We start from the raw sequence: 23560 nt of genomic DNA on the forward strand, positions 1-23560 counted from the left end.
TATAGTCCTTGATATACTGACGGTTAAATCCGCCGGTACCTGCTTTCTTATATGAATATTTCCCCACGCGCTCACCTCCGTTTAGTTCGCTTTAAATTGCGTGTTGATTGCGATAAAAGCATTCGCAGTAGTGTTCGTGCTGCTTTCGATACAAACATCGCCGTTCGTTTTTATAACACCGGTATAAATAAAACCAACGCCCGCAGATCCGGTAAAGTGATGCGGATAAGCTGGCCGAAAACCTGCCGGCAGTGTGTAAACCGGCGCGGTTGATCCGATGGTGCCACCTTTTGCAACGCCCCGCAATACCACCGTTCCGACCATATCCTTACCGTACTGAACCGGATAACTTCCGGAAGCATCAGTGTATTGCGTCCATCCATTTTTAAACGTCGGAGCCGTCCACGTTATATTCGTTAGTCGCGCTTCTAGTGCGGCCGCCGCTCCTCCGGCTTCCTTCGAATCCCACGTTAATTTTTGCGCTGCTGTTACGTGTATGTCCGTGTTTTTTACGTGCGCATCTAAATCGCTCTTAAGCGCCAAACCTGACGTGTTGATCGCGCTCGTCTTAATCGTGCCTGTCGAAGGGTCAATTACTTTATCAACGGTTTTTTTAGTCGTGTCAAAATCCGCAATTAAATCCGAAGCCTTTTTCGTAACTGATCCGAATGTAAATACCGGCGGCTTTTTATCGTTTGAATAGTCTTCAATAGTTAAGACACGCAGTTGAACGTTTATATCAAACGGCTCAATAACGCACCATAAATAATCGCCTTTTCTTACGTCTGTGAAACCCATGTTCGCGAGTTCAATAGCCGTAAATGTTAGCGATATTTCCATACTGTCACCGAGCTTGCTTTTCATCTCCGCCAATAACGATGCCTTATCCGTAAACCTCTCGTCCTTTACAGGCTCTGCGTGCTTTATTCCGTAAATAGCCGCTAGTGGACTTGTATATTCCGCCTGTACTACGTAGGTGCCGTCTTCGTTTTGTTTACCGTAGCCTCGAATATATGTCGCGAAACTGCTCGTATCTATTTCTTTCTCCGGCTGACTAACGTTGAATTTATAGCGCAGGAAAGGTTCGTCTTTTTTGCTTCCGATCTTTTTCGCGATGAAGATACGCTTCCCGACGTAATCAAATTCCGCGCCGAATTTTTCGAGAATGCTTCGCAGTAAAGCTAGCGAATTATCCCATCCGAAGTTCTGAACTTCGACTGATGTCGGTAAGTCCGTATTATCCACTTCGTACGTGTAGCCGGTACCTTTTAACGCAAAATCGAGCATCGCATCTATTCGCAACGTGCCCGATTTCTCTTCGTAAATTCGATAGTTTATCAAGTCGTCAAATATCCGATGAAGTGCCGTTACCTCGACACCTACACCGTTTTTAAACGTCTTCTCCTTGTGCGTTTTGATAATGTATTCTTCGTCTTTGTAAATAAGGATGTTTTCGTTTTTAACAAGTTTGTATCCGTATTGATTTAGCTCGGTCTTATAACCCGTTACGCTTAACGTTTTTTCGCCTTCGATTCCGTTACTTCGCGTCGCATAGAAACCCGGCAAAGGCTCCGCGATTCCTGATAGATCTTTTACCGCTAAAATAGCCATCGCCCGCACCTACTTATAAAGATAGTGAAAATCGAAAGATATTTCGAAGCTTCCCGTCGTTCCAGAAAGTTCGATTTCGTTCCATCCGGGCGCAAGCGAAATGTAGCCTCGGTTTGTGTTCGCGTAAATGCTTGTGCCGTTTTTCAAATGTCGAAGGCCTTCGAGCTTAATCGTATCAGTAGATCCGGAGCTCCCGGAATAAGAAACCGTTTGATTCGTCGTTTTATTGACGATCTTAAAATTAGTTGAGGCGCCTTTATAAACGATATCTAACGGTACGTCTTCGGTTGGATCGATCGTTACATTGCCTGCGTTATAGATTCGGAACCTATTCGTTTTGTGTCGATACGATAAATCGTCCGACGGCAACATACCCTGCGCGACTTGCCACTTATCGGAGCTAAACGTTAACGGGTCGAGCGTTGATCCTAAAGAAGCCGCAAAAGGAAAAGAAGCCGTAAACTCTACCGTAAGTTTTCCGCTCCTCGGCGTAATATCTTCCGGCTCGTACGTGCTGCTTACTTTTACGGACCAAACCTTTCCGGGCTGGCGCGAATCTATAATTTCCATTTCGCTTTTCGTTGCAAATAGATCGTATATTTCGTCTAGTAACAAATGATAGTCGAGATGGTCAACGCCTTTAAAAAGAAAGACGGCCGTTAATTTTCGGACATCGAAGGTCGTACCCATATCGATTGATCCGTCGCGGCCGTCTATTTCCTGAAGATCTGTCCGATGGGTTAACGAGTCCTTTCGAAAACTAAGGAGCCGCAAACCGAAATTACGGTGATCGATCGTCTCACCGTTTTTGATAATTATCAGATGCACTACCGATCACCCCTAAATAATCTTTTCATCGTAGCTTGTTGCGCTTGTGAACTGTCGACGTAGCTAGTTAAAGCATCCTTATCTACACGTACGTTAGGATCTTTTTGCGCGATTATATTAAGTGCCGCCAAAGATCGTTGTTCAACGCTAACTAAGCGCTCAAGTAGACCCGCCACAACCGTCTGATCTGTTCCGCTTTCTACGCCTAATTTCTTACCGGTTTCTTTATAAAGCTGAAGCGCTCGTTGACGGTTGTTCTTTAACGGAATAACCGCTTCTGGGCCCTCTTCCGCAACCCAAGCGAGCTGTTTCTGCGTTACAATGTCGCCGATTTTGTACCCCTTGTACGGGCCACCTGCACGCATTGACTTAATGCCTGGCGTATTAAATACCGTTCCGTAGCGCGAAATGATATACCGGATGGCTGCAACCGCGTTGTGCACCGGATTCATAATATCGCCCATGCCCTTCATCTTGTGCGAATCAAACGTTGTTCTAATCGTCTGCATAAGCCCCATCGACGGCGTTCCGCGTTTCCAGTTAATGTCCCACTTGTTTATCGTAGAAGGTCCGGTACGTCCGCCTGATTCCTTCATCGCGATGGTCGTTAATGGGCCGAACCAGTCGCTAGGTACTTTCGTAATCGCCATCGCTTTTCGAATCCACTGCTTAACGTTGCCTGTCGCTTTTTCTCCGCTACCGAAACCGCCGCCAAAATCAGCGACCTGCTTCTTAACGAAACCGACCATTGACGACTTAACCTTTTCGTAGGCACCTTTCGCCATATCGCCGAATACGCCGGATATTTCCGGAAGCTTCAGGCCGAGACTGCCGACGACTTTCGAGACTAACTTTTTCGGATCGGAAACGTAGTCCCACACGTCAAACGCGAATTCTTTAACTTTGTTGACGGCACCTTTCGCGACATTAACAACGGTGTCTTTCGCGCCAGAAACTGCGTCGACGCCTTTTTCGAACAGGTTTTTCTTCTTCGTCCCGTTCTTAAATGCCGGAATACCTTGTGCAATAAGCTTTTTCGTCATGTTATGCGGAAGGACTTGCGTTCCTTTCGGCAAATTGAACAACGTATCTCTGCCGGGACTTAGGCCGGTAAATCCGGAAGGTGTGCGGAATAGCTCAGGGCCGCCTCCATCGCCGAGAATCGCTGGACCGCCTGGATGTCCGCCGGCTGACGTACCTTTCGCGTATCTAGGAATCTCTAATTTCGGAATGTAATGCTTCTTGTCGACGCCGATTAATCCGAGAACCTTATTGATACCTTTTTGCGTGAGTCCGTTTACGATGCCCTCGAATCCGCCGATCATTTTGTTTCCGAGAGCTTTAACACCGTCAACTGCTTTTCCTGCCATACTTTTAATACCGTCGCCGATTTTTCCTGGTAGTGCTTTAGCGTTTGAAACCAACTTGTTGAATACATCTATAGCGAAATTCTTTATTTTATTGAATAAACTTTTGGTGCTACTCCAAAGTGAATTCCATGCGCTAACTGCACTACTAACTACCTTATTAGCTAATGTCTTAATAGTGGATACAATACTACTCCAAATTGTTTTTAATATTGTCTTAATAGTATTAAACACTGCTGAAGTAACAGACTTTATCGTGTTCCATGCAGTCTTAATAACGAGTAAAACTAGACTGACGGCCCCTTTTATTACTGCCGCGATAATTGACCAAACGCTCTTCAGAATACCTAATACAGCGTTCCAAACACCTTGCCAATCTCCTTTTAGTATCGAAGAGAAAAGCTTGATGATATTTGTAACTAAATTAAGAGCTCCTTGAATAACGCCGACAATTACCGGAAAAACAATCTGAACAACTTGTAGTATGAAACGTATGGCAGGAACAAGAATGCTTTGGATTATTACGGCAACACCGTTCAAGACTGCTATAATTACTGGAACTGCTGCCTGTATTATTGTTAGAACAACAGGGAAAACCGCTTGAACCACGTTAAGTACAAGAGGTAACACATTAGTTACGAGATCTTTGATTACGGTAGCGAGTAATTTGATTATCACAACAACAATCGGTAATACTGCTTGTATGATTGTCAGGACTGCAGGGAAAATCGCCTGAACTGCGCTCAAGAGAATTGGCAACACTTCAGTCGCGATCATTTGAATTATCGGCACGATTGCTTGAATAAGACTCAACGCTACTGGAAATACCGCTTGGACTATATTCAAAATGATCGGCAGTAGTGACGTAAACCCTTGAACAAGTACCGGAAGCACTGCCGTTACAATTGACGTAACTATTTGCAGCATTGAACCTTGTACTTGCGCCCACACGCTTACTAGTCCGCCAACTAGGCTGATAATCCCTGGAAGTATCTGCGCAAAAGCACCAGCCAATTCACCGATTAAAGGCGTAATCTGAACGACTGCATCCGAAAACGCTACGCCGAGCGTTCCCGCTAAACTTACAAACGTCGTACCTAGTTGCGCGAAGGCTGGTCCGAGCTCTGCGATAGCTGCGCCTAAATCCGAAAATGCCGGCTTCAACGTGGCAAGACTCGTAACCATAACGTTCATTGTTTCCGCAAACTGTGGCGCTAACTCAGCCGCGATCTCACCGAAGTATTGACTAAACGCGTCAAACACCGGTTGCAACGCCGTCATTGCGCTGCTAATAACGCTTGATACTTGCGACCAAACAGTCGTAACCGAGTTGCGAAATTGTTCGTTAGATTGGTAAAGTCGGAATAAGAATCCGGTCAAGCTGACCAACGCTGTAATCGCGAAGCCAATCGGCCCAGATACGCCCATTAACGCCAAACCAAACGCTGTGATCGTAGGCGCAACGATAGAAATAACGCCGCTTACGCTTGAGAATGCCGTCTTAAGTTGCGCGAAGAAGATTCTGGCGGCTTCCGATACTTTAGCACCGACTCCTTGAGCGAAAGACTCCGATGCTTTCTGGCCGATTGAATAAAAGAACGATCCGATTGCGCTAATGGCCGCATTAAATCCGCTTTGTATTGCGGTACCTATGTTGACTGCTCCGGCTGCAAACCCGTTCCACATGACCGGCCCTTTTTCGAGCAAATACGCTGCTACACGATCGACTGCCGCTACGATTCCGTCAAAAGCTACCTTCGCGCCGTTATATGCGACTAAGGCTCCGGCTTTGATTGCGTTAAACACTACGCCGAGAAGTTTCTGTAACTGCTCCGAGTGTTTGTATACGAGTGCGAATACCGCTATCAGACCTAATATTCCAGCGATGGTTAAAGAAATAGGACTGGTTAACGCTGCGAATACGGACCCGAGAACGGTTCCGCTGACGGCTAATATTCCGCCCGCTTCGATCAATGCACCGATACCTGCAGCCATCGCGCCGAATCCGGCTAACACCGCTCCGAACGTCGTTATGATACCAAGGATCGCAGCTACAACCGCCGCAGAAATCGCGATAAACTTCTGCATACCTGGCGATAGATTATTGAACGCGTCAACGACCTTTTGAAGCACGGCAACTAACGCCGATACGACCGGAGTTAAGGCTTTACCGATGTTAATCTGCGCTGTTTCGAACGCTCCCGAAAGTTCCTCGATTCGCCCTTTCAAGTTGTTCATACGCTCTGCAGCAACGTCGGCCGCTTTGATTTTATCCATCGCTTTCGCCATGTCGTTAAATCCTTTAGAGCCCTCTTTTCCGAGGATCAACGCGCCACGGATTGCGTCAGAACCGAATATTTTATACAGCGCTTCTTGCTTATCCTTCGCAGTCATGCCGTCAAGGGCTTTCGAAAGCTCTCCGGAGATTTCCGTCATACTTTTGATGTTCCCTTGCGCATCGAAAAATTTGTTATCCATTATGCCGAGTGCGTTAGACGCCTTAGAAAACGCCTTTTCGAAGCTGTCCGTTCCTTTCTTAAGTCCGGTACTTTTTTCTACGTACTTGTCTAACGCATTATATACGTCGCCGAGGTTCTTGCTTGCCGGCTTAAACCCTTCCTTAGAAAGGACATCGAACGCCTTATTCGTATCCAACGTTACTAGACCGAGAGATTCCATCGTCGTATAAGCGCCTTCAGTCATCGGCACTAACCGGCTGAGCATCGTTTTGAGTGACGTACCCGCATCCGATCCCTTAAGACCGTTCTGCGCGAAAACAGCGAGCGCCGTCGCCGTATCTTTAAACGTCAGCCCCATTCCGGCAGCAACCGCAGAAGTCATCGATAACCCGTACTTCATTTCTTGAACGTCGGTTGCCGAAGAGTTGGCCGCCCCTGCCAGAATATCCGCTGCTTGCGCTACGCTGAGGTTATCGTCCTTAAACGCGTTAAGCGCAGTCGAAGCGATTTCCGCCGCATCTGCCAATTCAAGACCGCCCGCCGTTGCCAACGATAGCGCTCCGGAAAGGCCGCCGTTTATAATGTCCTGCGTGGTTACACCGGCTTTGACGAGCTCTTCCATACCTTGCGCAGCCTCTAACGCACTGTATTTCGTATCAGCACCGAGTTTGACCGCTAGGTTCGTTAAAGCATCGCTGTACTTATTCGCTTCTTCCGGATTCATAACCGATTTAACGTTCGACATTTGCTGTTCGAAGTCCATCGACTTTTTAGTCGCAAGGCCGAGCGCTCCACCAACCGCTAAGGTAGCCGCGCCGAATGATGTCGCGATTTCCGAGCCGATCGATTGTAAATTTCCGCCGACCGTCCGAAGGTTTTCGCCGCTTTCTTGGGCTTGCGTTCCCATGCGATGCCATGCGTTGGCTTGCTGATTAATTTGCGTCGTAGTCGATCTTAGTTGCGCCTGCGTTTCGCGTAGTTGTGCGGTCGCTTCGTTCATACGAGCGCTAAGTTCCTGCGTTTCCTGTGCGTCCTCGCCTTTTGCGCGTTTAGATTCGAGATATAAACGGCGAAGGTCTTTAAGGCGCTGCTGCTGAAGATCAATCGATTTGTTTAAGTGGTCGGCTTTCTGCCTCAGTTGGTCCGAGGTCGATCCGAAGTTATCAACGCCAGCCGTTGACGCTTTAAACGCCGCATCAAGCGCACGCATTTTCGTCGTGATCGTATTGACGCTCGCGTTTAGCTTGGCGCCTAGCTGTGCGAAACCTGTACTCTGTTCCTTAATCCGTTTGTTGACGAGATCGAGTTGGTCCTCGGTTTTCCTCATGGACGCTAACGCTTTGTTGTAATGCGTTAGTAACTTAACGGAGGCAGCCGCATCTTTTCCTTTTGTACGCACGCTTTCTTCGTACTGACGCTTAAGATCGGTTAGTTTCGCTTTGTGTACTTGTAGCGTCCGATTTAGTACGTTCGCTTTCTGATTAAGAGTATCGAGACTATTATCGAATTTACCTGCGCCAGCCATAGTCGCCTTGAATTCACTATTAAGCGCACCGAGCTTTCGGTTGATATCTGCAAGTCCTCGCGTTAGGTCTGCGCTTTCTAGTCCGATACTGACTCGCAATGAGCCGAGTGATTCCGCCATGCTTTACCCCCTTTCTAAAAACCGAGTACCTGATCGACATAGACTTCCTGCTTCCCGCCGCTTGAATCGCTGCGCTTGTTTTTGCCGCTATCGGAATACTGCATGAGCTCGAAGAACCATCCGATGTCCATTTCGTCTAGGTAATAGATATCCTGCGGACGTTCCATGCTGTCGAGATAAAGCTTTTTAATGTCGTGTTCGAGCTTTTCGAGGAAGTCTAAGGGGAAAAGGTACCCCGGCGTTAGTTTTTTGCCGGAGTTTCCGCAGTGGCTTCGCCTTCAACTTTCGCAGCTTCTGACGGTTCAACGCCTGCATTTACCGTTCCTACGACGCCTTGGATAGTATCGGAAATAGTTGAGATCATCTTTTCGGAAGAAATACCGTCATAGAATTCGTCGAGTGAGAACTGGCCGTCATAAACGCGAACAACGTAATCAACGAGATTGTCAAGATCGCCAACGTCCAGGTCATCGAAGTTGCTTGTTTTCGAAAGTTTGATAGCTTCGCGAAGCATTCTTCCTTTAATAAATGGCGCGCTAAATACCTTTTCTTCACCGTTGATTAGTAATGTAATTTGCATATAAACACTCTCCTAGTTTTTGTTTTTTAAGTAGTCAAATAAAAAGAGAGCCGGCTTTCGCCAAACTCTCCGTTGAATCTATTAAGCTCCTGTATTTTCTTCCGGTGCAGGTGCGGACGTAGAAGGCTCATAAACTTTCTTGAACCAATCGTTAATGACCGTCTGATTAACGCCTTCACCTTTCGTGTAAACTGAACGTCCCCAAACGCCATCAAATTCACGACGCATGAATGTACCGGAAATTGAATCCGTCTGGAATTCCGGACTATCCGTTTTAGTTGCGAATTCTTCTTCTTGCAACTGGAATTTACCTTTATATAACGCGTAAAGCTTATCGCCGCCGCCCGATACTTGCGACTTAAAGAGCAACGCACCATATGGCGCCAAGTCGGTGTCTTTCTTTTCGAGTACGCCGTCAGCGTTAATCGTGTGACCGAGCAATAACGCCTGGATATCGTGAGATAATTGGTCAACGCCGATTTCAACCTCAACGCCTCCGAAAGCTGTTTCGATTTCTGACGGGCCATCATCCGCGTTCAAAGTTTCGCTGTTTGTATTCGGTGAAATAGATGCCTCGATTGCCTTACCGACCTTAACCGGCGTATCGTAAGTGGCGCCCGTAGCATCGTCCTTAATCAATTTCGCAAAGTAAATATCGCGTAATCCCATGCGTGTTCCTGCCAAATTTATTCCTCCTCTATATTTTGCGCATAATAAAAACGGAGCACCTTGTGATAGATCTCCGTTTCGTTTTCGTATAGGTCGTACTGCCCTAAGCGTCCAAAGCCCGCATCAACGAGCTGTTTCTTAACGCCGGTTTCTAGTCGGGCGTATTCGCTAGGGTCCTTCGTATAAATATCAACTTGAACGTAAAATCCCGTTGCTTCTTCGGCATCTTCCGCATTTAGTGCGCTCTTTTCGTCGTAGAAGAAAAACCGGATATACGTTTCGTCCTCTCCGCGATACTTCAGAAAAACAACGGGCACGCCCAACGGTTTAAGCGCCGAATTAACGATTGCCCGTGCACTCATCGCAATAACTCCCTTTCTAAATAGCGTCTGATTTCGCGCTGTGCTTCGTTCTTTTTCGCGTTGAAAGACGGCTCAATGAAAGGCATCGCTTGGTGTCCGGGATGGTCGACTTCTCTTCCGTAAAACGTAGAACCGTCGCTCATGACCTTTTTGTTCTTCGCTTTCTCTAAGTGCGGACTGGTGCCGAACTCAGCGAATCGCGATATAAAGTCGAGGTCGCTCGGTCCGATTTCGATAATGTCGTCCTTAACGTCGCTGACTAGGATCTTGCTTTGTTCGCTAGGCTTTCGCGCTTCCATCTCGTCAAATACCGGTTTTGCGCCGGCTTCGAGAGCGCCTTTCTTAACGGATTGAGCTTCGTGGCCCATCCGATTAAGCCGCGTCATTAATTCGCGCATCCCTTTTACATTTGATCTTGAACTCACTTAACGTTGACCTCCTTCGCAATAATCGTGAAGGTAACGTTCGCTTCGTTATCGTTAATGAAGCTATCAACCTCGAACTCTCGTGCACCATACTTAACGCGCATCTTATTGTTGAGCAGCGAATTCATCCGCTTTGAATACCGAATGATAAAACGGGTCGTTCTCTCGGCCTGAATCGTAGCCGCCGCGATATATTCCCGGCCCTGTAACGTCTTTACTGCCGCCCATACCGTAGCAACCGGTGTCCAACCGTCGATCTCAAACCCTTCGTCATTCGTTGTGTTTGCGTATTGTAAAAACGTGATTCGCTTGTCTAAACTTCCGATATTTACCGCCATAGCCTCACCTCAATTGAAGGATCATACCGGCGATTTTTGTGCCGCTGTTGGCTGTCGTCCTATTTTCGTAGGCATCCGCAACAAAGATCAGCGCCGCCATTTTGTATAGGTCCGATTCGGTATCCTTTACGCCTGCGTTTTCCATGTGCTTGGCTGCTGCGGAAATAAAAAAGGAGACGAGGTTATCGTCCTCATCTCCGTCAATCCGCAAGTATTCTTTTGCTTCCTCAAGCGTAAGAGCCATCGTTATTCACCTGCCGGTGGTGTCGGTTCGTTAACGGTAATAGCAACCGTCGTCTTAACCGAAGGTTTAACCTTAGACGCGACTGTGATCGTCGTTGTGCCGGCCGCTTTAGCCGTTACTAAGCCGGAGCTTGATACGGTTGCTGTTGCGGTGCTACTAGACGTATAGGTCACGTTTTGGTCTGCGCCTGAAGGCGAAACTGTTGCGTTAATCTGGTACGTATCGCCGACCGTTAATGTCTTAGATGATTCCGTTACGTTAACGCTTGTAGGTTCGGTCGCTAACGTTGTAACTGAAAGCTCGGCGCTAAGTGGTGACGGATCACCGACGTTAGGAATTGCGCGAACCTGGTATTTATACGTTGTTAATTGCGTCAAGCCGCTATCTGCAAACGATGTTCCTACGCGTGTTCCGATTGATACTCCGTCTCTATATACTTCGTATTCTTTGATGCCCCCATTAAAGGTTACGGCGTCCCAACTAAGGGACACCGATGTGTCTTTAGGAGTCGCCGTTAACCCTTGGGGCGCATTAGGGCGCAGTTACGACGGACGCGATGCGGAAAGCAGATTTAAGTTTGATTTTGTGATCGAACCAAGCAGTCAGTACGAATAAGTTTTCGCCTGTGCTGATGTCTTTGTCGCTTTCGTAAGTGATCGCAGGATCGTAGTTAAAGTGAGAGTAACGGAAGTCCCCAACGATTGGTTTAACCGCAGCATCAGAGAACACAACCGGTTTACCGATGATTTGCTCTGGCTGGGCGTTGTAAAGAGTTGTGCTGCCGTTTGCAAGAGTTTCGATCATTTCAAGGTAATCCGCATAAGTCATCATAACTTTGGCGTTCTCGCGGAAATCTTCTGGAAGATCGGCGATAGCCTTTTTAATCGCTTTGTAAGTAGATTCTCCTTCAACTTCTTTGAGTCCAGCACCGTAGAATGACATTTCTTCTTCGCCAGCTTTCGGAGTCACAGCGAAAGAAACTTTCTTTTCTTTTGCAGCCAAACCGGACTGAAGCGCTCGTTCAACTGTTGATACTAGGTTTGTATCAGTCGCAGCTAAGATTGTTTCAGAAACTTTAGCTTTAACTTTGAACTTACGACGACCGAAAGTAACGACTGAACCTTCAACTTCTAGCTCTTTAGCAGTCTGTGTATCTTGAATGAAGTCGTCATCATCCAAAGAAAAGTCCACTTTAGGGATCTCAAGATTCGTAACGCTAGTGTAAGTTGATACACTGCGTAGTGGGTTTGTTACAAAAGGCTCATGGATTAGCTCTTCAGAAACAGTTTTCGGCAGTAATTTTTCTCCGCCAGTTCCATTGTTATCTCCAAGAGTCGCACGTACTTCCTGTGCTGGAACTTCACGGCGAACCGCGGCACGGATAAGTCCGGCTTTAGCTGCGATTTTACGAATGGACGGGTCAGAGCTTTCAAGACCTGCGCTTGCTCCTGCATTTGCTTTTTCCAGTGAAGCTTGAATTTTTGCTTTCTGCTCTGCTTCTTTCGCATCATGCTGGTTTTTCAAAATGTCATAACGTTCTTTCAAATCTTGTTTCTTTTGTTGAAGTGCTTTTAATTCATCCGTAGCCACGCTAGGATTTGCAGCTTTATTTAAAATATCTGTTTCTACAGACGCCAGCTGCGCACCGATCGTCTGTAAATTCGCTTTAAGGTCGAATAATTCCATTAATATATTCCTCCATCACTTTTTAATTTGAGTAAATGTGTTTCCGCTTCTGCGGCAATTTGTTCGCGGAATCTCCGTTCCTCTTCCGACATGCCCGCAGGCTGCTCGGACTTAAAGACGTCCGGAGTATTCCGATAACTCGCGAATAACTTCGTATCTACTTTCGCAGCCACTTGCTTAGGTGCTTCGATGCTGTCGCAAAGCCCTAATTCGAGGCATTCTTGCGCTGTAAGCCACGTTTCAGCGTCCAAAAGCGCGATTAATCGGTCGCGATCAAGCTTTTCGCCTGCTTTTCCGAGATAAGCCTCGATAAGACTTTCGCGAATACGGTCCATGTCATCGGCTTGCTTGCGGAGTTCGTCCGCGTTGCCCTGCGCTAACGTCCACGGGTTGTGAATCATCATCATCGCGTTTGCGGGCATAAAAATAGCGTCACCGGACATTGCGATAACGCTTGCGATACTGGCCGCCAGCCCGTCGACGTAAACGTTAACGTGGGCTTTGTGCCGCTTTATGATGTTGTAGATCGAATTTCCTTCGAAAACGGACCCGCCAGGCGAGTTAATATAGATATTTAGCGTTGAAACGTCGCCAAGTTCGTCTAAATCCGCCTTAAAAGTCTGCGCTGTTACTTCGTCGCCCCAAAATTGAGCTGAACTAATTTCGCTGTAAATGTAAACCTCGCCAGCTTTAGCGTCATTCTTCGCCGCTTTGATTTCCCAGAACTTCTTTATCGTTCTCACCTCCTTCAACTGATTCGTTATCATCTTCGTTAGTATCTAACGTTGGAGGCGTCGGTGCGTCGGTGCTCGTAATTTTCTGCTGTGCGACTTGATCGATCGGGAATAAGTCTTTGCTTAAATAAAGCGTATCTCCGCCCTTTTCAGGCGGTAAATCCTCCCACGCACGCACCTCATTCGGCTTAAACCAACCGCTCCGGATGCCTTGTTGATAGAAATTACCGCGAGTCTGCATGTCTCCGCGCAATAACGCGTTCATACTGAACTTAAAATAATAACCGGCCTTGCGTTCCTTTTCGGTCAGCAGCTTCCGGTTAAATTCCTTTTCGTATTGAGTTGCGATAGGCATCAGCGTGCCTTGTACATAATCGATGTAAAGTTGCTCCATGTTCGATACGCTGCCTTGCGTTTCGCCGAGCATATATAACGGAATGTTAAAAGCTTGCGCAACCCTGGAACGGGTCACTTTTTCGACCTCAAACGCCTTTGTATCGATGAATTCCTTCTTTAAATCCTTAATTTCAACGCCAGGTTCTTGAATTAGAATGCCGCCATTGTTCGAATAGAAATTCCGGAAGTTCTCTAACATCGCTGTTTTCCGGTCATCATCGAGTTGGTTGGCGACTTTGAGAATAAACGATATTTTGGCACCGTCCATTTGCTCGAGACTGAACGTCCTTACATCGCGATCAAAGTCGAGCGCGTTCCGCAGCACCTTTAACGGCGATATTCCTTTCAGTCCGTCAACCGACGTATACTTAACGTGAATCATATCCATGTTGTGAACGAAGTAGTTGCCGTTATCACCGAATACCTCGTACCAGAGCTCGCGAGACGTTTCTTCAATGACCGGCTGCACTCGCGAAGGGTCTAAAACATCCAATCCGATGACTTCATATCGCATTCCATACCGTTTTATCGCGTAAGCATTGCCGTAAACAGCTCGATGCGTCTCTAAAATTCCGATCATTTCACCGGACGTCATGTTATGGTTCGGCGCGTACGTTAATAGTTCGGATGCCTGCGACTCGATTGGCTGATAATTTTTGTACGCCTTGATCGGTAAGCTTGCCATCGTATTTGACAGCCGCGATACAGCCGAAAAGACTGTTTCGTTATCCGCTAGCGTTGTCTCTCCGTAGTTGCCGAAAATACTGGCGCGAGGAATAAACCAATGCGGAAGGTCCTTTTTAACGGCCGCCTTTGATCCGGATGCGCCTCCGAAAAAGCTTCGTACGTTGCTCCAAAAGCCCATTTTCTCACCTCCTAACCGTTTAGTAGATCGTTAATCGAGATAAATCCGACGCTCCCGCCTCCAACCGGCTTCGTCATGTCGAGATATACCTGCGAATGGGCGTTAAGGAACGCAGCAAAGCCGTCTATTTTTCGGTAGCGCGTCTGTTTGGTCGGCAGCCAGTTTCCGTTGCGATCTTCGACCAGCTTGACGTTGTTCAAATACCACGTAAAAAGTTTGTTTTCGTTATATACGACTCTCCCGTCGAGTAATAACTCTTTAACGTTCTTCAACGGATCGCTCAGTGTAATGTAACCCTGCCGCACGACCTCCGTTTGGAATCCGTAGTTCTGTAGGTCTTGGACCAATCGCATCGCATTCGCCGGGTCAAACGTGATCTTTTCGATCTGATATTTTCGCGACATTTCCACGAACCAATCGTAAACGTACTCGTATTCCACGTATTCGCCCGGAATAATCGTCAAATAACCGTCGGCCTCAAACCCACGGTAGTCGATTTTTTCGTTATCTTTTTGTACTTTTGCCGCCGGTACCCACGAATGAGACAAAACAAAAACGCGATTATCCGGCAAAATAAATTCCAGACACGCGCTCGTAAAGTCTTCCGTTTGTGATAAGTCGAAGCCGCCGATACATCTCATGCCGCGCAACGATTCCGGATCTACATGTCCGTTATTGCGCTTAATGACTTCGAAGTCGATAAAGCTTTCTTCGCCGTTGTCAACGAAGATATTGAAACGCTTGACCAGCCAGTCGTTATATTCTCGTGGTACGTGTCGGTCCGCGTTAAAGTCCTGTATCATTGACGGAATATCCATCGTTACGCCGATGTTTGGGTTCGCTTTGATCCACATTTCCGGGTTTTCGACCTCGGATATGTCGTCTAATTCCGCCATAAAGTAGAAATTTCGCTCCTGTACGTTACTTCCGTCAAGAACATCGGAGGCAATTTCGTAATATTCGACTAAAGGACCGTCCAGCTGATAACCTGCCGTCGTAATGTAAATGATTAACGGCTGAGTCCGCGCAGCCCTCGAGTTCTTAATTACGCTGATAAGCTTCGAATCTTTGAATTCGTGTATCTCATCGAATATGCCAAGATGCGTGTTTAAGCCGTCCAGCTTTTCGCTATCTGACGCCCGCGCTTCGATCTGACTCATTGACGCGTCGTGATAAATGCCTTTCTGATTTTCGCGAATATGTTTACGAAGCTTTGGCGATTTTCTAATCATGGCGCGACTCTCTTCGAAAAGCACGCCCGCCTGCTGCTTCGAGTTAGCTAAAACGTAGGCTCTGGCGCCAGGTTCGCCGTCTTTTGTTATCGCAAAGTTAGCCAAACCGCTGATTTTCGTTGTTTTTCCGTTCTTACGGCCGACAAATATCAGGCCTTCGCGGAAACGTCGTAGCCCAGTATCGCGATGAACCCACCCGTACAGCGATCCGATAACGAAGTGCTGCCACGGCTGAAGCGTTAAGTTTGAATACCGGCCCTGCGACGGCTTACAATACCGCTCGATAAATTGTATCGGCCGGTGTCCTTTTTCTTCGTCAAAGACGTAAGGAAATTCGTCTGTGCCGGCGCGTTCAAGATCGCGAAGGTGACGTTTGCAAGCGAGAATATTTTTCTTGCTCGCGACTATTTCACCCGACGCTACCTTTTCCGCATACCAAGTCGTTAGCAACTTTTCGGACGGTTTTTCGCGTATAAATCCGGCTATTTTTTGCGTTTTTAGCCAGTTTTCGTACCATTTTTCGACCTCTGTAGCGTTAGAATTTACTGAAATCGTCGTCATCGTCATCACCGCCCGCGTTTAATTCCTTGCGTTGTGCCGGCGTAAGATCGAGCGATTTCAGAAGGTTATTTAACGTCGTAACCGTCTTCGTAAGCTCAATCGCTAACGGATTTTTGACGAGGTTTTCCGCGCCTGCCTTGTTCGTATGCCGCATCATTAAAGGGTTTTCCGCCACTTCCTTTTTTAATCGGCGGTAGAACTTATGCGTATCGATGTAAAGTTCGATAAGCTCTTCGTCCGATTCCGTATACCTGTCGCCAAGATATTCGCGCAGCCTTTTCGCAGTAGGTACCGCCATATGATCGCTCCTTTCATCCGGGGATTTACCCCCTTTAATGTAAAATTTCCGGTCGCGCTACAAGCGAATGGGCCCCGCCGGTCCTTACGTTTTTGCCTTTGAAATCCGAGTGGCGGGGGGGCTATAGCTCCGGATTAGCCTGCGCCTTCACCACGTTTATTTTGCGCTTCTTAGCCGCCTTGGCCGCCGGTCCAGCGCCTTTTTCCGGGTGCCTTCGATTGTGGCACGGGTTGCACAAACTTACGAGATTTTCGAGCGTTAGCGCGAGTTCCGGATGATCTCGTAATTCTTTGATATGATGAACCGTCTGAGCCTTCGTTATCTTACGTTCTTTGAGACAGTCTTGGCATACGTTGTGGTCGCGCGTAAGAGCCAACGCTCTGCATTCCGTCCATGCCTTCGACTTATAGAACGCTCTCGCTTCGGGATCGCGCTTGTGCTTGTCGTAGTAGTTCAAGGCATCGTCTCCTTTCACATACTAAAGCGTCAATCACTCTACAGTGACTTAGGCTGCGGCACTGTTCTCGACCTTCTCCGAAATAGAGGCGAACTTCCTCAGATAGAATGATTGCCGATGCTTTGAGAGTTGCTTTATATATCTGTTCACGTGCGTAAGGCGAGTCTCTCCGTATACTCTGTCTTCGTCCGGACCGATTAAGTAAACGATTATAAGGTTACGACAGATCGCGTTATATTCACGTAAAGTAGGCGATTGGCAATTAATAACGCGCGAGTGGCTTAGCTTAGCGTCCATCCAAACTCCGTTCTTAAAAGTAAAGTCCGGTCTATGTTTTCCGTGACTCATGCGTTTGTAAGAAATCCCGAGCTCCTTTAAAAGACCGGACAGAACATGCTCGAATTCATGCCCGCACTTAATGGATGTATATCTGTTCTTTTTGATAGAGTTATAAGGGATGCCAGCTGCCTCTACCGCGTGTGCATACTTACCGAACAACGTCTCGCTTCTTAGCCTTAATGAGTCATCGGTAGCTTTTACGGCAGTATAATTTAAAGGGAGTCCCTCTGTATGCCTGCGCTGTATTTCGTTAATCACAGATTCTTCTGTCGGGTACTTTCTTGAACCTCGATACGAATTCTTTGCCATATGCGTTCTCCTACCTTTCGCGTATTTTTCCTACCGGTTAAGGTGCGATGCGGCTCGCACGTGGTAGGCCGTTCTGCTGGCGGGGCCAATCGCCAGTGAGCCGCAAACACAAAAAAGGCGACCGACAATATGCCGATCGCTTTCGTTCTGTTTGCGGAAGTACAAACAAACTTAATAAAATTCAAAATAGGGGAAGAGGAAGAAAAAACGACGTTTAATATCACATGAGGTTATCGATTTCTTCCTCACTAAATACGGATAAAATCCACATGAAACATAGGTTTTTGTAGTTGATAAGAATTAATTTTCATAACGTAAGACAGCATAAGCTGCAGTTATACAAGTGCCTTGGGGAGAATTAGTTACACTTCTTTATCCAGTAAAAATCACCGGACAATAGTTCTTGAAACATAGCGCCCCTACGTCGCTTTGCTCCTACGGGCCGCAGATATTATTTATTAAGTACCTTGATCGCGATAAGGTTTTAAAGAAATGAATATCACCGCCGGAGTGAGCAAAGCGAACGGCAGGCGGAAGGTGTTAGAGATTTAAAGAATAGATGTATTATAGATAAGAGGAGATTTACTAATAAAAACGCTACAAACACAGTCGTACCAACGATTCACTCCACTTTTATACCACGACATATTTGATACGTAACTCGCCGACTACACGCCATATTTGATACGCAACTCACTCCGAACGGTCTAATTCACGGAAATGTCCGCGGACTGTATTCGTATATTCCGTCTCTTTTTCTGCGCGGAACATAACGTCCGGGTTAACGACAATCGCCGAATTCCTCGCCTGCATCTTCATAACGAGGTTCGCCTTCATAAGTGCGCTCATATGCCGTTTAACAGTCGGTAAGCTTTCGCCAATCACTTCCGATAGTCTCTCCTGCGTCATGTGCTCGATCGCTTCGCCTTGCGACGTCGGGTTCTCACATAGGTAGTATTCCGTTTGGTGAAAATACGGCAACATCTTATATAGAAGGCCGCATTCTTGAAGCGTTAGATTGCGTATACGACGCTTTGTTTCCTGTTGGTATAGTTTCGTATAGGTTGCGCCAGCGATCGTTTTGCCGATACTGTGAAAGCTCTCTGATACGTAATACTGCGTTCCGGCTCCGTGTCCCTCCCGTATGATCGCGCCGGCAGTGGTCAGCTTTGTCATAGTGCGGCTTGCCTGGCGATCACTCTTTCCGATAATCTCCGCAATTCTTTCGAGGTTCATCGGCTTTCCTTTATCAAATAATAGGCCGTGTTTTTGAAATTTAAGATACGGCAGCAGCTTAATAAGAGCGCCAAGCTCTGATAGTGATAATGACGCCGTAAGCTCTTTAACGGGCTCGTCGTAGCAATTAACGTAGTATTTTGATGCGCGTTCGGTGTTTTGCCGTTTAATGTAGTTATATCGACGACGGCTCTCGATCTGTGCATTCGTTATAAACTGACCTGTTTTCCCGTGTTTATCCATGTAGTAGGGTCCGCTGATATGGTGCAGCTCCGCGTCAGGCTTTTCCGTTTTAATCTCCGCATATTTTCGCTGCCATTCCTTTAGTTCCAGTTTTCTCATATAATTACCCCCGTCTTTTTTATTTAGCCAACAGGCCCGCCTATGAAGCGAAGCCGCCGCCCTTGAATGCGATATAACCTAGCGGACCCTGCCGCCCACGTTTCCGCCATGCTCGGTACTTCTCGGAGCACATAGATTTCACTTTGCCGCGGTAATCTACGTTGTCGTAGTATTCGCGTGTCTGTAGGTTGAAGCGTAAGTATTCGTCGAGGTAGCACGTCACAGCCCTGCCATTCGTGTAATCGAGGTATATGCGGCCACATACCGGACACTGTTTCCACCGATTGGCACGTATCCATTTAAAGTCGCGCCAAGTCAATTCTCCACCTGGTACCTCTTTTTCGAGAATCATATCAAGCACTCCGCGATAATCATTAAGATCGCTGCGCAGCCCGTCAAAGGCCGCGCGGAAATCTTCAATACTATCAAAACGGTCTCCTAAAATAACGCTGAATTCATATGATATATTGGAGTAAAAGCGTCGCTTCCACTCCGGATGTCTCTTTTCGATTACAGGTACAACGGGTGATTTCGGCATGTCCTTTTCCTCCTTACTTATAGATAGGTTTCCACTGTGAACGAGTTTTTGAAGTGCCGTCATCGTTAACTGTTATTGACTTTCTACGACCGACTACCCCGTCTTTTCTAATCGCGCCCCAACCCGGTTTCGGATTATTATCATCGCCCTCGTCAACTAGGAATACGCCCCATTTTCGGTAAGCCTCTTCGAACGCTTCTTTTCCGCTGAATGTGTATTCTTCTACGTAATCCGGAAAATCTCGTGGAAATACAGGCGGCCCGTCTTCAAGTTGCCGTAAGGTTTCAGCAGCAAGAGGATCGCGAGGGTTTTTCTCGCTCAACCAACGCATTAATGCTCTCTGTACTTCACAAGTAAACGAATATACCGGCGCTTCTCCGGCGCCTACGGCGTTTAACCACTCGCCAAGTACGTCAGGCCCTTTAGCTTCAAACGGCTTATATGGCGGCAATTTCTTCGCCCTATAACCGAGCATCACAGCGGCAATGCTTTCCGGTGAGGCTTCGCGTATACTTTTTACTTCTGTCCCTTTGAGCTTCAGTAACGACATAATGTCTACATCAGCTAACTCCAAGAAATATGAAAGTGCGAGAACTTTCCGTTCTGTAGCGTTAAGAATGTCAGTATCAAGCGCAGACCTTAAATCATTGAGCATAGTTACTGTAGCTTCGTCTGTTTTGCTTTCAATGTAGTTGTACATAGATAATAGACGGATGATTCCATCCTCGTCGTACAAATACTCGTCCTCTCTTTGTGCTACTTTTGCGTGATAGATTGAGCCTTTACCCATTTTCCGTATCCCCCTATTTTTAAAAATTTAGTTTGCAAAACCGAACAGTTTGTGTTATAATTTATAATGGATAATACTATGGGTATTTAAATATAAAATCAAAATAGATACTTAGAAATTTCCTTAACATACGCAAACGCCCATCACCCCAATTTCTTTAGATTTTCATATCTTCTTACAAACTCCAAAAACTCAGCGTTTGTTGCGTCAAAATTCAATACTATAAAACACTCGATCTTTTCAGACACAGAACGAACTCCGGATTCGATCATATTCACGTAAGCCGGCGCAATTCCTAGCCATCGCGCGTACTCGCTTTGTCTCATTCCTTTAAATTTCCTTATCAAGATAAAAACTTCTCTACTCATACAGACCCACACCCTTCATTCATTAACTAAAATTAACAAGCTAATCAAAAATAAGCGACACGGCTGTAAGCCGCATTAACAAACCTTCACTATATAATGATTAAGTCCACATGAAACATAGGTTTTTAGGTCTTACAAGAAAAAATTCTCATAACGTAAGACAGCATATTGGGAGCTTTAACAAGTACCTTCCAACCTCAAAATCGATTCATAACGTATAGACAACAAAAGGACAAAAATATGTATTGTGCTCATTTAAAGTTTTTCTTGACATAATCATTATTTTTGGTATAATTCAATTAAGATAGGAAAGTCTATATTCACCGAAATACATAACTCAATATAAATAGATTCGAAGACACTTTTTTAATTATGTCCGTCGAACCTATCTTTTTAACGCCTATTTTATATAATATCGGCGCTTTTTTGCGTTTGTTTAGCTTTTTCTTCGTTTTTTATGCCGGAAGCAAGCCACTGTTCCCTTCACAACCTCTCTCAATCAGATCTTCCGGAACGTCGTGTATAGCCCCCGACCGCCCCTCGATCTTATAACTCTGTTTTTCGCGCTGCCAGTCGATTACCTTACCGATCATCGCTTCAGATGAGAGCCAAGTCAGTCCGCCAGTTTTAACGCCCCAATATCGCACGGTTTCGCCTGCTTTATACACAACTTTCGCCTCCCGTGAAAAACAATCGCATGAACTGCGCGACGCTCATATCGGCTATTTTGCGACCGTCGAGCTTCTGAAGAGCCGCCGTCGTCTTGGCAAACTCGAATGCGAATGCCTCCGGGTGCGCTTCGTCGTGTAAGTGGTATCCGTCTTTATTTCGCGTTAGGCCGTCAGTGTCGTAAAACGCAAACCTACCGCCGCCCAACGCATCAAAGTCGCATAATGCTACCGTATCTGCTGCGATTAGATAGGCGTTGTGTGTCTCCGTATAAGGAAAGGCCACGCCACTATGCCGAATCAAACGTACTTTTTCCATTTCGTTTCCCCCTCGAATTTTGGTTCCGTCCGCAATCTTAGATATAAGGTACAAGAGCACGCTCTAATTCAGTCCGTTCTTTTCTGAGTGCTGATCTATCTTCGTGCAGTCGCTTATTATCTGCGCAAAGCTCCGCTAAACGGCTGTTTAACGCCGCAGCATCTTCGGTACTCGCGTCGATTAATCCGAAGCGCACTTTAGCTATTTCGTAACTATTTTCGTGAAAAGCGAGTTCAGCTTCGCACCATTTGCGGTGGATCTCGTCTCTTTTCGCGATCAAAGTCTCTTTAGTCGACTCCTTAAGCGATTGTCTTACCTTTTCCGATAAGTTGTGCGGTGACTGTAGCGCGTAATCAATGGGGAAAACGTCCAGTACGGTGCCATTCTCGGCAATAACAAGGCGCACTCTTTCGTTATAGTTGTCGTAAACGGCTTGGCTGCCGCTTGTAGAACCGAGTGACCAAACGAATGAAGAACCTTGCGCGTATTTAATTAACGCGTTCTGTGCTTGCGTTTTTGTAAGACCGAGACGAGCTGCTGCATTTTTTACCGCTGATTTAGAAACACTGTATTTATTCATCATGAACCCTTCCTTTCTAGTGAGAAACCAATCCGAATGAAATTCACAAATGACATATTTGCGAGTTCAGGTAAATCAATTTTAGAAAGATCCGCGCCTAATTTCGACGTTCCTACCTGGAAAAAGCGTGGATGGTTATCTTCATACAAATGAAATCCGTCATCCTTCTTATCCAGCCGGTCAGCTTCGTAAAATACGAGCTCATCGTCTCCCGTATATTTTCCGATGATGTCGGGACTCATTAACCAGGCGTCAGATACCTCGTGTATAGGCAGCCCCGTATCAAAAGCGACTCCGTGCCAGTGAATTTTCACCTTCTTCGGACTAAATTTTTTCGTCATGCCGACCGCACCTCCTCACCGAATAATTCTTGCGCTGACTCGGGCTTAATTTCAGCGCAACCAGCAAATGCTTTTCGAGATACTTGGGGCAAGAGCGTAAAGAATTCCTCTGGCGAAAGATTTACGAACTGCTCGTCTGAGCCTGCAGGATAAATATTCCACCAACCAACAACAGTTTTTTTATAGTAAACGTTCATTTTTCAATTTCCTCCTTCAATTTTTCGTAAAGACGCAACACTGTATTAAGAAGCAAAAGTTGCGATATGTAACTTAGGGTTAATAGACTACAAAATTTTCGCTTCTGATCTGAGTGTCGATGCCTTCGCCTTTTTTACTTATGAAGTATTACTTGTTGAGTTAATAATATTACTTCAGGAGTAAAACGTCAAGAGGTTTTCTTAGGTTTTTTCAAAAAACATTTTACTGCTGCCGTTTTACTTGTATAATATGTTTAAAATAAAATTACGGAGGACTAGAGAAAATGCCTTTTGAATTTAAGTTGAACGATATACTGGACGAGCTAGGAATTACTAAAAACAAACTAGCTGTTGAGGCAAAAGTAAGGCCGGCAACCATCGGGGATCTTTGCGAGGGGAAAACAAAACGGATAGAACTCGAAACAATCGAGAAAATCCTATATGTATTAAATAATCTCTCACCAACTAAGACATACACTATCGACGACATTATTCTTTACAACTTGGATATTGAGGATTGATCATAAAATGTTATTTGAAGGAGAAAAACAAGAATGGCTACTCTTTAAGGAGAGGGATCTATCGGTTAGAGTTTTTGAAGCCAATAATACATATGAAGCATACGAGACAATAGCAGGCAAAGGTACGCATGTAGCTCGCGGTTTAGAAAAATGGCCCACGATATCAGAGGCAATTGACGGGATAATACAAAAATAAAGACGCCACGCTGGCGTCTTTGGGAGTGTAATATTAACTGTGTAAGTAAGGAATGCGTA

27 protein-coding genes are annotated in these 23560 nt (G+C 46.1%); 2 read left to right on the top strand and 25 right to left on the bottom strand.

The features are described 5' to 3' along the window. Positions 1–81 precede the first annotated feature (81 nt). The 25 genes from NSQ09_RS00665 to NSQ09_RS00785 all read right to left on the bottom strand — a co-directional run bounded on the left by NSQ09_RS00665 (position 82) and on the right by NSQ09_RS00785 (position 22784). The gene (locus tag NSQ09_RS00665) at positions 82–1611 is read right to left on the bottom strand and encodes a phage tail protein (protein WP_341030351.1); all 1530 of its coding nucleotides are present in this window, start codon (positions 1609–1611) and stop codon (positions 82–84) included. A gap of 9 nt (positions 1612–1620) precedes the next feature. Then, positions 1621–2439, bottom strand: a complete 819-nt coding sequence (locus tag NSQ09_RS00670) for a phage tail family protein (RefSeq protein ID WP_341030353.1) — start codon at positions 2437–2439, stop codon at positions 1621–1623. Next, complete coding sequence (locus NSQ09_RS00675) at positions 2439–7172, bottom strand: phage tail tape measure protein (protein WP_341030354.1); 4734 nt, start codon at positions 7170–7172, stop codon at positions 2439–2441. Before NSQ09_RS00675 ends, NSQ09_RS00670 begins: the two co-directional genes overlap by 1 nt. A 979-nt stretch (positions 7173–8151) precedes the next feature. Then, complete coding sequence (gene gpG, locus NSQ09_RS00680; protein WP_250619915.1) at positions 8152–8490, bottom strand: phage tail assembly chaperone G; 339 nt, start codon at positions 8488–8490, stop codon at positions 8152–8154. 81 nt (positions 8491–8571) lie between these two features. Further along, positions 8572–9159: a major tail protein gene (locus NSQ09_RS00685; protein WP_153952167.1), complete on the bottom strand. Its 588-nt coding sequence runs from the start codon at positions 9157–9159 to the stop codon at positions 8572–8574. Between the two features lie 17 nt (positions 9160–9176). Further along, a complete protein-coding gene (locus NSQ09_RS00690; protein ID WP_326121071.1) occupies positions 9177–9521 on the bottom strand; it encodes a hypothetical protein in 345 nt (114 codons plus the stop codon). Then, on the bottom strand, positions 9518–9946 hold the full coding sequence (locus NSQ09_RS00695; RefSeq protein WP_341030360.1) for an HK97-gp10 family putative phage morphogenesis protein: 429 nt from the start codon (positions 9944–9946) through the stop codon (positions 9518–9520). The genes NSQ09_RS00690 and NSQ09_RS00695 overlap by 4 nt, the downstream gene beginning before the upstream one ends. Continuing rightward, entirely contained in the window at positions 9943–10284 is a 342-nt protein-coding gene (locus NSQ09_RS00700; RefSeq protein ID WP_172861160.1) for a phage head closure protein, read from the bottom strand. Before NSQ09_RS00700 ends, NSQ09_RS00695 begins: the two co-directional genes overlap by 4 nt. 4 nt (positions 10285–10288) lie before the next feature. Beyond that, positions 10289–10528, bottom strand: coding sequence for a head-tail connector protein (locus NSQ09_RS00705; RefSeq protein ID WP_088110611.1), 240 nt, complete (start codon positions 10526–10528; stop codon positions 10289–10291). Between the two features lie 2 nt (positions 10529–10530). Further along, the gene (locus NSQ09_RS00710) at positions 10531–11070 is read right to left on the bottom strand and encodes an Ig-like domain-containing protein (protein WP_374197241.1); all 540 of its coding nucleotides are present in this window, start codon (positions 11068–11070) and stop codon (positions 10531–10533) included. Beyond that, entirely contained in the window at positions 11060–12214 is a 1155-nt protein-coding gene (locus NSQ09_RS00715; protein WP_341030366.1) for a phage major capsid protein, read from the bottom strand. The genes NSQ09_RS00710 and NSQ09_RS00715 overlap by 11 nt, the downstream gene beginning before the upstream one ends. Further along, the gene (locus NSQ09_RS00720) at positions 12214–12957 is read right to left on the bottom strand and encodes a head maturation protease, ClpP-related (RefSeq protein WP_326220801.1); all 744 of its coding nucleotides are present in this window, start codon (positions 12955–12957) and stop codon (positions 12214–12216) included. The genes NSQ09_RS00715 and NSQ09_RS00720 overlap by 1 nt, the downstream gene beginning before the upstream one ends. Then, on the bottom strand, positions 12911–14209 hold the full coding sequence (locus NSQ09_RS00725) for a phage portal protein (RefSeq protein ID WP_341030368.1): 1299 nt from the start codon (positions 14207–14209) through the stop codon (positions 12911–12913). Before NSQ09_RS00725 ends, NSQ09_RS00720 begins: the two co-directional genes overlap by 47 nt. Before the next feature lie 11 nt (positions 14210–14220). Then, the gene (locus tag NSQ09_RS00730) at positions 14221–16002 is read right to left on the bottom strand and encodes a terminase large subunit (RefSeq protein ID WP_129092594.1); all 1782 of its coding nucleotides are present in this window, start codon (positions 16000–16002) and stop codon (positions 14221–14223) included. Next, positions 15977–16300, bottom strand: coding sequence for a P27 family phage terminase small subunit (locus NSQ09_RS00735; protein ID WP_065180427.1), 324 nt, complete (start codon positions 16298–16300; stop codon positions 15977–15979). Before NSQ09_RS00735 ends, NSQ09_RS00730 begins: the two co-directional genes overlap by 26 nt. A 121-nt stretch (positions 16301–16421) precedes the next feature. Further along, positions 16422–16757 carry an HNH endonuclease gene (locus NSQ09_RS00740; protein ID WP_341030375.1) on the bottom strand — a complete coding sequence of 112 codons (336 nt, stop codon included), beginning with the start codon at positions 16755–16757 and terminating at the stop codon, positions 16422–16424. Positions 16758–16805: 48 nt separating this feature from the next. Continuing rightward, positions 16806–17405: a hypothetical protein gene (locus tag NSQ09_RS00745; RefSeq protein WP_341030376.1), complete on the bottom strand. Its 600-nt coding sequence runs from the start codon at positions 17403–17405 to the stop codon at positions 16806–16808. Between the two features lie 693 nt (positions 17406–18098). Next, positions 18099–18983 (bottom strand): replication/maintenance protein RepL, encoded by an 885-nt coding sequence (locus tag NSQ09_RS00750; RefSeq protein ID WP_341030377.1) that lies wholly within the window; start codon positions 18981–18983, stop codon positions 18099–18101. Positions 18984–19023: 40 nt separating this feature from the next. Beyond that, entirely contained in the window at positions 19024–19521 is a 498-nt protein-coding gene (locus NSQ09_RS00755; protein ID WP_341030379.1) for a hypothetical protein, read from the bottom strand. A 13-nt stretch (positions 19522–19534) separates the two neighbouring features. Continuing rightward, the gene (locus NSQ09_RS00760; RefSeq protein WP_327820498.1) at positions 19535–20311 is read right to left on the bottom strand and encodes a hypothetical protein; all 777 of its coding nucleotides are present in this window, start codon (positions 20309–20311) and stop codon (positions 19535–19537) included. 823 nt (positions 20312–21134) lie between these two features. Continuing rightward, entirely contained in the window at positions 21135–21347 is a 213-nt protein-coding gene (locus tag NSQ09_RS00765; RefSeq protein WP_327820499.1) for a hypothetical protein, read from the bottom strand. Further along, positions 21340–21666: a hypothetical protein gene (locus NSQ09_RS00770; protein ID WP_341030381.1), complete on the bottom strand. Its 327-nt coding sequence runs from the start codon at positions 21664–21666 to the stop codon at positions 21340–21342. Before NSQ09_RS00770 ends, NSQ09_RS00765 begins: the two co-directional genes overlap by 8 nt. A 37-nt stretch (positions 21667–21703) precedes the next feature. Continuing rightward, positions 21704–22246: a hypothetical protein gene (locus tag NSQ09_RS00775; RefSeq protein WP_341032481.1), complete on the bottom strand. Its 543-nt coding sequence runs from the start codon at positions 22244–22246 to the stop codon at positions 21704–21706. Continuing rightward, a complete protein-coding gene (locus NSQ09_RS00780; protein ID WP_341030382.1) occupies positions 22246–22587 on the bottom strand; it encodes a hypothetical protein in 342 nt (113 codons plus the stop codon). Before NSQ09_RS00780 ends, NSQ09_RS00775 begins: the two co-directional genes overlap by 1 nt. Further along, a complete protein-coding gene (locus tag NSQ09_RS00785; protein WP_257434586.1) occupies positions 22584–22784 on the bottom strand; it encodes a hypothetical protein in 201 nt (66 codons plus the stop codon). Before NSQ09_RS00785 ends, NSQ09_RS00780 begins: the two co-directional genes overlap by 4 nt. A gap of 284 nt (positions 22785–23068) precedes the next feature. Between NSQ09_RS00785 and NSQ09_RS00790 the strand changes: the two genes are divergently transcribed. Then, positions 23069–23305, top strand: a complete 237-nt coding sequence (locus tag NSQ09_RS00790; protein ID WP_024085142.1) for a helix-turn-helix domain-containing protein — start codon at positions 23069–23071, stop codon at positions 23303–23305. Positions 23306–23312: 7 nt separating this feature from the next. Then, positions 23313–23501, top strand: coding sequence for a hypothetical protein (locus NSQ09_RS00795; protein WP_341030386.1), 189 nt, complete (start codon positions 23313–23315; stop codon positions 23499–23501). Positions 23502–23560: the final 59 nt, after the last annotated feature.

This window comes from Bacillus sp. FSL W8-1202 (assembly GCF_038006165.1).
Lineage (GTDB): Bacteria > Bacillota > Bacilli > Bacillales > Bacillaceae > Bacillus > Bacillus subtilis.